This window comes from Dinghuibacter sp., from assembly GCF_035492835.1.
GTDB lineage: Bacteria > Bacteroidota > Bacteroidia > Chitinophagales > Chitinophagaceae > Dinghuibacter.
In genome coordinates this window covers 1-6354 of sequence record NZ_DATJIY010000030.1, presented here as the reverse complement: position 1 = coordinate 6354, position 6354 = coordinate 1, and the positions used below count along the sequence as shown (strand labels likewise).

General features: G+C 59.5%; 8 protein-coding genes. 5 read left to right on the top strand and 3 right to left on the bottom strand.

Annotated features, from left to right (window positions below):
• Positions 1-621 (bottom strand): tRNA lysidine(34) synthetase (locus VL547_RS02880; protein ID WP_325574987.1); only part of this gene is annotated, 621 nt, incomplete at its 3' end.
• 10 nt (positions 622-631) lie between these two features.
• Entirely contained in the window at positions 632-943 is a 312-nt protein-coding gene (locus VL547_RS02875) for a tetratricopeptide repeat protein (RefSeq protein ID WP_325574985.1), read from the bottom strand.
• Positions 944-989: 46 nt separating this feature from the next.
• Between VL547_RS02875 and VL547_RS02870 the strand changes: the two genes are divergently transcribed.
• The 4 genes from VL547_RS02870 to ispE all read left to right on the top strand — a co-directional run bounded on the left by VL547_RS02870 (position 990) and on the right by ispE (position 4310).
• A complete protein-coding gene (locus VL547_RS02870) occupies positions 990-1733 on the top strand; it encodes an electron transfer flavoprotein subunit beta/FixA family protein (RefSeq protein ID WP_325574983.1) in 744 nt (247 codons plus the stop codon).
• Between the two features lie 36 nt (positions 1734-1769).
• Positions 1770-2738: an electron transfer flavoprotein subunit alpha/FixB family protein gene (locus VL547_RS02865; RefSeq protein ID WP_325574981.1), complete on the top strand. Its 969-nt coding sequence runs from the start codon at positions 1770-1772 to the stop codon at positions 2736-2738.
• Between the two features lie 169 nt (positions 2739-2907).
• A complete protein-coding gene (locus tag VL547_RS02860) occupies positions 2908-3504 on the top strand; it encodes a bifunctional nuclease family protein (RefSeq protein WP_325574979.1) in 597 nt (198 codons plus the stop codon).
• On the top strand, positions 3501-4310 hold the full coding sequence (ispE, locus tag VL547_RS02855; protein ID WP_325574977.1) for a 4-(cytidine 5'-diphospho)-2-C-methyl-D-erythritol kinase: 810 nt from the start codon (positions 3501-3503) through the stop codon (positions 4308-4310). Before VL547_RS02860 ends, ispE begins: the two co-directional genes overlap by 4 nt.
• Here ispE and VL547_RS02850 read toward each other — a convergent pair.
• A complete protein-coding gene (locus VL547_RS02850) occupies positions 4289-4906 on the bottom strand; it encodes a hypothetical protein (protein WP_325574975.1) in 618 nt (205 codons plus the stop codon). The two genes, ispE and VL547_RS02850, sit on opposite strands and share 22 nt — an antisense overlap.
• 198 nt (positions 4907-5104) lie before the next feature.
• Here VL547_RS02850 and rocD point away from each other — a divergent pair, with 198 nt between their 5' ends.
• Complete coding sequence (gene rocD / locus VL547_RS02845; RefSeq protein WP_325574973.1) at positions 5105-6340, top strand: ornithine--oxo-acid transaminase; 1236 nt, start codon at positions 5105-5107, stop codon at positions 6338-6340.
• Positions 6341-6354 lie beyond the last annotated feature (14 nt).

The window sequence follows — 6354 nt, the reverse complement described above, 5'->3', positions numbered from 1 at the left end:
GGCGTAAGCCACGATCTCCTCCCGTGTCGCGAACAGCAGCGGGCGTACGATGCCGTTCTGTTTCGGGAGCATGGCGCGGAGGCCGGTGGCGCCGGTGCCCTTGACGAGGTTCATCAGGAGGGTTTCGATGTTATCGTCGAGATGGTGGGCGGTGGCGATGGCGGAGACGTATTGGTGACCTTCCCGTCGCACCGTGCGCGTCTGTGAAATGCTGACGGTCCAGGTACCATCGGGGTTTGGGGTCCTGGTCGTTTTCGGGGGCGGATCGGGCTGACCCAACACCAACCTGAACCAGTCATACCGCAATTCCCGCGCAGCCATTTGTATGGAAAGCTTGTGTTGCCTGGCGTAAGTTTCGGTATCGAAACGCGATACGTGCCCGACACGGTTGTACCGTTGTGCCAACGACATCACGAACTCCTCGTCGCGGTCGCTCTCGGCGCCCCGCAACTGGAAATTGGCGTGTGCTATTTTACCGGGTATGCCTGCCTGCACGCATAGGTGCGCCAGCACGACCGAGTCGATACCGCCGCTGACGGCGATCAGCCATTCCTGGCCGGGGCTCCATAGGTCTTCGGCATGGATAAATTCCCGGAATCGTGTCAGTAGCGGTGCGCTCATGGCGGTTGGGTTACATGGTGAGTTCTTCGTAAGCGGAGCGCAATTCGCCGAAGGCTTTGCGGTCGCCGGCGGCGCGGGCGGCGTCCATGCCTCTTTCATATACGGCTATCGCTTCGTCGTTGTGGCCGTTGCGTTCGAGTAGTTTTGCCAGGTGGTAGTAGCTACCGACATAGGTCGGGTCCTTGGACAACAGCCCTTCGAAACGGGCCCGCGCGCCCGCGTCGTCGCCCGCTTTTATCAGCTCCAGAGCCAGGGCGTGTTGCAGGAACTGGTCATCCGGGGAAGCCTCCAAATGTTGTCGTAGTAAAGCAATGCGATCCATAAAAATTCCCTACCTTTATACACTAGTTGCATAAACAACTTTCCATATGAGGATACTTGTCTGTATCAGTAAAACGCCTGACACCACGGCAAAAATAGCCTTCACGGACAACAATACGAAATTCGCCGAGGCCGGGGTGCAATTCATTATCAATCCTTATGACGAATGGTACGCCCTGGTGCGGGCGATCGAGCTCAAAGAAGCCGATCCGTCTTCGGTCATCCACCTGGTGACCGTGGGGGGCGCGGACGCCGAGCCCGTGATCCGCAAGGCGCTCGCCCTGGGCGGGGACGAAGCCATCCGGGTCAATGTCGATGTCGCCGACAGTTTTGCCGTCGCTTCCCAGATCGCGGCGGTGGCAACCGCCGGCGGGTACGACCTGGTCCTGACGGGCAAGGAAACCATCGACTATAACGGCTCCGCCATCGGCGGTATGCTTGCGGAATTGCTGGGCATGCCCTATATCGCGCTGGCCACGAAGGTCGACGTCGCGGGCGGTACCGCTACCGTGACCCGCGAGATCGAAGGGGGCGAAGAAGTGGCGGAAGTCGCGCTCCCGGTCGTCATCAGTTGTCAGAAGGGCGTGGCCGAACAACGCATCCCCAACATGAAGGGGATCATGTCGGCGCGTACAAAACCGCTAAAGGTCGTCGAGCCGGTGGCGGTGGAGGCGCTGACGACGGTGCATCACTTCGAGCTGCCGCCGGCAAAGGCGGGGGTTAAGCTCGTTAGTCCCGAGAGCGTGGGCGAGCTGGTGCGGCTGCTCCATGAAGAAGCAAAGGTGTTCTAGGCGAGGTCGTCATTGTTTTCACAAAAAAAAGAAAGTATGTCTGTTCTCATATTTGCCGATCAATCCGAAGGTCATATCAAAAAAGCGGCGTTCGAGGCCCTCAGCTATGGGGCCGCGCTGGCCAAAAACATGAATACCACCGCCATCGCGGTCGTGCTGGGTCCGGTGTCCGCCGACGGCGCCGCGGAGCTGGGTAAGTACGGCGTCTCCAAAGTGCTGCTGGCCGCCACCGACGCGCTGGCGCACCTCGATGGACAGGCCTTTGCAGCGGCGGTCGCGCAGGCGGCCACGCAGGAAGGCGCGCAGGTAGTCGTGTTCCCGCACAATCCCGATGGAAAGGCCGTCGCGCCACGCGTGGCGGTACGACTCAAAGCCGGGCTGGTGGCGGGCGCCATCGACCTGCCAGATCTTTCGGGCGGCGGTTTTGTCGTGCGTAAAAACGTATTCTCCGGAAAGGCCTTCGCCTATGTATCCGTGACCTCGCCCATCAAGGTGATTTCCCTAAACCCGAATTCTTTTCATGTGCAGGCGGGTGATGGCAAAGCGGAAGTCGTGGCCTTCGCGCCCGATGCCGTGGCGCCGCGGGTGAAGGTAACGGCAGTGAATAAGGTCTCCGGCGAGGTGCCCCTGTCCGAAGCGGAGATCGTCGTGAGCGGTGGTCGGGGACTCAAGGGCCCCGAAAACTGGGGGCTGGTGGAAGACCTGGCGCACGTGCTGGGCGCCGCCACGGCCTGCAGCCGTCCTGTCGCGGACGCACACTGGCGACCGCACCACGAGCACGTCGGCCAAACGGGTTTGACTATACGCCCGAACCTCTATATCGCCATCGGCATTTCCGGCGCCATACAACACCTGGCCGGCGTGAACGGATCCAAGGTGATCGTCGTCATCAACAAAGACCCCGAGGCTCCGTTCTTCAAGGCGGCGGATTATGGCATCGTCGGCGATGCGTTTGACGTGGTGCCGAAATTCACCGCGGCGGTGAAGGAGTTGAAGGGCAAGTGACCGCGGCCGTCAAGGAGTTGAAAGGTATTTAGCTAGTATTTTCCAAACGTATTTTTCCCGGGGGCTGTTCCTTAATTTTTAGGGGCAGCCTCTTTATTTTGTTATTTTTGGGGCTATATTGCACTATTCACGGCCCAGCGTGGGCAGGCTGTGTGCTGACAGATCAACTATGAAGAAAATTGAATTGGAAATTGTAGCCCTCTCCCACAGTATTACGCAAACGCATTCATACGCCGTGGTACTGGGTGAAGTGAACGGACTGCGCCGCCTGCCGATCGTCATCGGCGGGTTCGAGGCCCAGGCGATTGCCGTGGCCCTCGAGCGCATGCAACCCAGCCGGCCGCTGACCCACGATCTGATGAAAAATTTCATGATGGCCTTTAACGTGGAGCTGCATGAAGTGATCATCAACGATTTGCAGGAAGGCATCTTCTACTCCAAGCTGGTGTGCTCCTCTGAAAGCGATACCGTCGAAATCGATTCCCGGACCTCAGATGCCCTGGCCCTGGCCGTGCGTTTCGGTTGCCCCATCTATACCTTCGAACACATCCTCGAAAGCGCCGGCATCTTGATGGAGGACACCCATAAGACGAAGGGGAAAACGGAATCCGGCACCACTACCACCACTACGACTACCGGCGGCCACGACGACCTCAAAAACCTCACACTCGAAGAACTCAACCACCTGCTGGGAGAAGTCCTGGAGCAGGAAGACTATATCCGCGCCATCGCTATACGCGATGAGATCAACAGCCGGAAAAAATGATCCTTTTTCCCCCATGCAAGATTAACCTCGGGTTGCGTATCCTTAGCAAGAGGCCCGATGGATTTCATGATTTGGAGACGCTTTTTTATCCGGTAGGGCTGCGCGATGCGATCGAGATGCTGCCGGCGTCCTCGGTGTCGCTGCATGTCAGCGGTGCGTCGATTCCGGGCGATCCTTTGACCAATTTGTGTGTGAAAGCCTACGAGCTGCTGGCGGCGGACTTTCCCGCGGTGCGGCCGGTAGACATTTACCTCCACAAGCGGATTCCTACCGGAGCGGGCTTGGGTGGCGGATCCTCGGACGGGGCGTCGGCCCTGCTGTTGCTCAATCGGTTGTTCCGGCTAGGGCTGTCGCGGGAGGTCCTTGTGGCGTACGCGGCGCGGCTGGGGAGCGATTGTCCTTTCTTTATCTATGATAGTCCCTGTTTTGCGACCGGGCGGGGTGAAGTGTTAACGCCGGTGGCGCTCGACATGTCGGGGTATGAGCTGGTGCTCGTCAATCCGGGGATACACGTGCCGACGGCGTGGGCGTTCGGGCAGCTGGCGCGGGAGTCGGGGCCGGAGCCTGGCGTCGGCGATGGAGCCGTTCCCCCGGTGGCGGAGTGGCGCGATCGGCTGGTCAACGACTTCGAGGCGCCGGTGTTTACGGCGTACCCGGCTATCGGGCGTATAAAAGAGCAGCTTTATGCAGCCGGGGCGGTTTACGCCTCTATGAGCGGGAGCGGGAGCACCGTGTTTGGGTGGTTCCGTCGCGGGCAGGTGCCCCCGCTCGATTTTCCCGCCGCCTATGGGGTATTTACGGGATGAAGGGTTAGCAGACGTTGGGTGATGCTCACCTTTACATTTGGCGGCAATTGTGATTGCTCGAGCACGTATGGAGAGCTGAACGTGCCGTTGGCAACCTTTGCCGCGGCTTTGCCGTTAAGGCTGCCGAGGGTTCCGGAAAAGGTGCCCTCGACGATCCTGTTTCCCTGGTCGAGCTTCGTGATCGTAAACGTGCCGGAGCCGCCGGTGGGCGCCGCGGCGTTCCAGCCATCGAACTTACCGGACTTCAGGGGGTCTTCGACGGCGTAGGCGATGCTTTTGTTGGCGGCGGAATCGAAGGCGATGGGCGTATTGACCGGGACGTTCATGGGGAACAGGAGGTCCATGGACTGGCTGGTGTCGCCATTGGCGGCGTAAAAGGAGAATACGTACATGTAGTTGACGCCGTTGTAATTGATTACGACACCCAGCGGGTAGGTCAGGTATTCGGCGAAGTAAACGTTGGCGGCCCAGCTTTGGCCGTTAATGTCGGCCTTGAAATAATAAGCGGATGGCGGATTAGCAGGTGTGTTGCCGCCGTTTTTCTTGGAACAGCCAAAGCAAGCCAGGACAAGGAGGACAAATGCGGTGCGTCTCATTTTTTTGCTTGAAATTACCGGCGCACGTCGCGGAAAGAAATAGTTAGTCTTAGGTAATTTCGTATCTTGCAAAAGAATGCACACCCCCTTTCTCGATATCAACCTCGACTTTCTCGATCACCACTAGTGGTCCCCGGGGCCGTGCGTCTTGGTAAGGCGCGCGGGGTTTTTGCTTTTTCCACATTTTCATCCTTTTATATGCAACTGACCGGTCTGATGTCCGACAGCGCGCAGCATTTCCTGGCGCTGGAGGAAAAGTATGGAGCCCACAACTATCACCCGCTTCCCGTGGTGCTGACCCGGGGAGAAGGCGTCTTCGTCTGGGACGTAGACGACAAGCGGTACTACGACTTCCTGAGCGGGTATTCGGCGGTCAACCAGGGGCACTGTCATCCCCGGATCGTTCAAAGCCTGATCGAGCAGGCGGGACGACTGACGCTGACGTCCAGGGCTTTCCACAGCGACCTGCTGGGGGAATACGCGGCTTATATCACCAACCTGTTCGGCTACGATAAAGTGCTCCCGATGAATACGGGGGTCGAGGCGGTCGAGACGGCCATCAAATTGTGCCGCCGCTGGGGCTACGACGTCAAGGGCATCCTCGAAAACCGGGCGAAGATTATAGTATGCGAAGGGACCTTCAACGGGCGGACGATCGGGGTCATTTCGTTTAGCTCCGATCCATCGGCCCGTTCCGGATTCGGCCCCTTTACGCCGGGGTTCGTGGTCATACCGTTCAACGATACCGCGGCGCTCACCGAGGCGCTGCGGGACCCGGAGGTTGCCGGCTTCCTGGTAGAGCCTATCCAGGGCGAAGCGGGCGTGGTGTTACCCGACAACGGGTACCTGGCCAGGGCGCAACGGCTGTGTGATGAAGCAGGCGTCCTTTTTATCGCCGACGAAATTCAAACCGGGCTTGGTCGCACCGGCCGGATGCTGGCCTGCGACCATGAGGGCGTCCGCCCGGACATCCTGATCCTGGGTAAAGCCCTCAGCGGCGGTGTGCTCCCCGTGAGCGCCGTACTGGCCGACGATGAAATCATGCTGACGATCCGCGCCGGCGAGCACGGCTCCACCTACGGCGGCAACCCGCTGGCGTGCAAGGTCGCGATGACCGCGTTGCAGGTGCTGCAGGACGAAGGGATGATCGTTAATGCGGAACGCATGGGTGCGTTATTGCGCGAAGGTCTCGAGGACATACGGTCGCCGTTCGTGTCTCTCGTGCGTGGACGCGGGCTGCTAAATGCGATCGTAATCGACCACCCGGAGCCTGACGCGGCCTGGGAGCTGTGCCTCCAGCTAAAGGAGCTGGGTATGCTGGCGAAGCCTACGCATGGCGACAAGATACGCCTGGCGCCGCCGCTGATTATCAATGAGGCGCAGGTCGCGGAGTGCGTGGAGACGATAGCGGTGGCGCTGCGCGCGCTGGCATAAGCTGAGAGGGGGGG

Excerpts from the sequence above, each read along its gene's own strand:
- VL547_RS02875 (WP_325574985.1), bottom strand. The coding sequence starts at position 943 with ATGGATCGCATTGCTTTACTACGACAACATTTGGAGGCTTCCCCGGAT.
- VL547_RS02870 (WP_325574983.1), top strand. The coding sequence starts at position 990 with ATGAGGATACTTGTCTGTATCAGTAAAACGCCTGACACCACGGCAAAA.
- VL547_RS02865 (WP_325574981.1), top strand. The coding sequence starts at position 1,770 with ATGTCTGTTCTCATATTTGCCGATCAATCCGAAGGTCATATCAAAAAA.
- VL547_RS02860 (WP_325574979.1), top strand. The coding sequence starts at position 2,908 with ATGAAGAAAATTGAATTGGAAATTGTAGCCCTCTCCCACAGTATTACG.
- ispE (WP_325574977.1), top strand. The coding sequence starts at position 3,501 with ATGATCCTTTTTCCCCCATGCAAGATTAACCTCGGGTTGCGTATCCTT.
- VL547_RS02850 (WP_325574975.1), bottom strand. The coding sequence starts at position 4,906 with ATGAGACGCACCGCATTTGTCCTCCTTGTCCTGGCTTGCTTTGGCTGT.
- rocD (WP_325574973.1), top strand. The coding sequence starts at position 5,105 with ATGCAACTGACCGGTCTGATGTCCGACAGCGCGCAGCATTTCCTGGCG.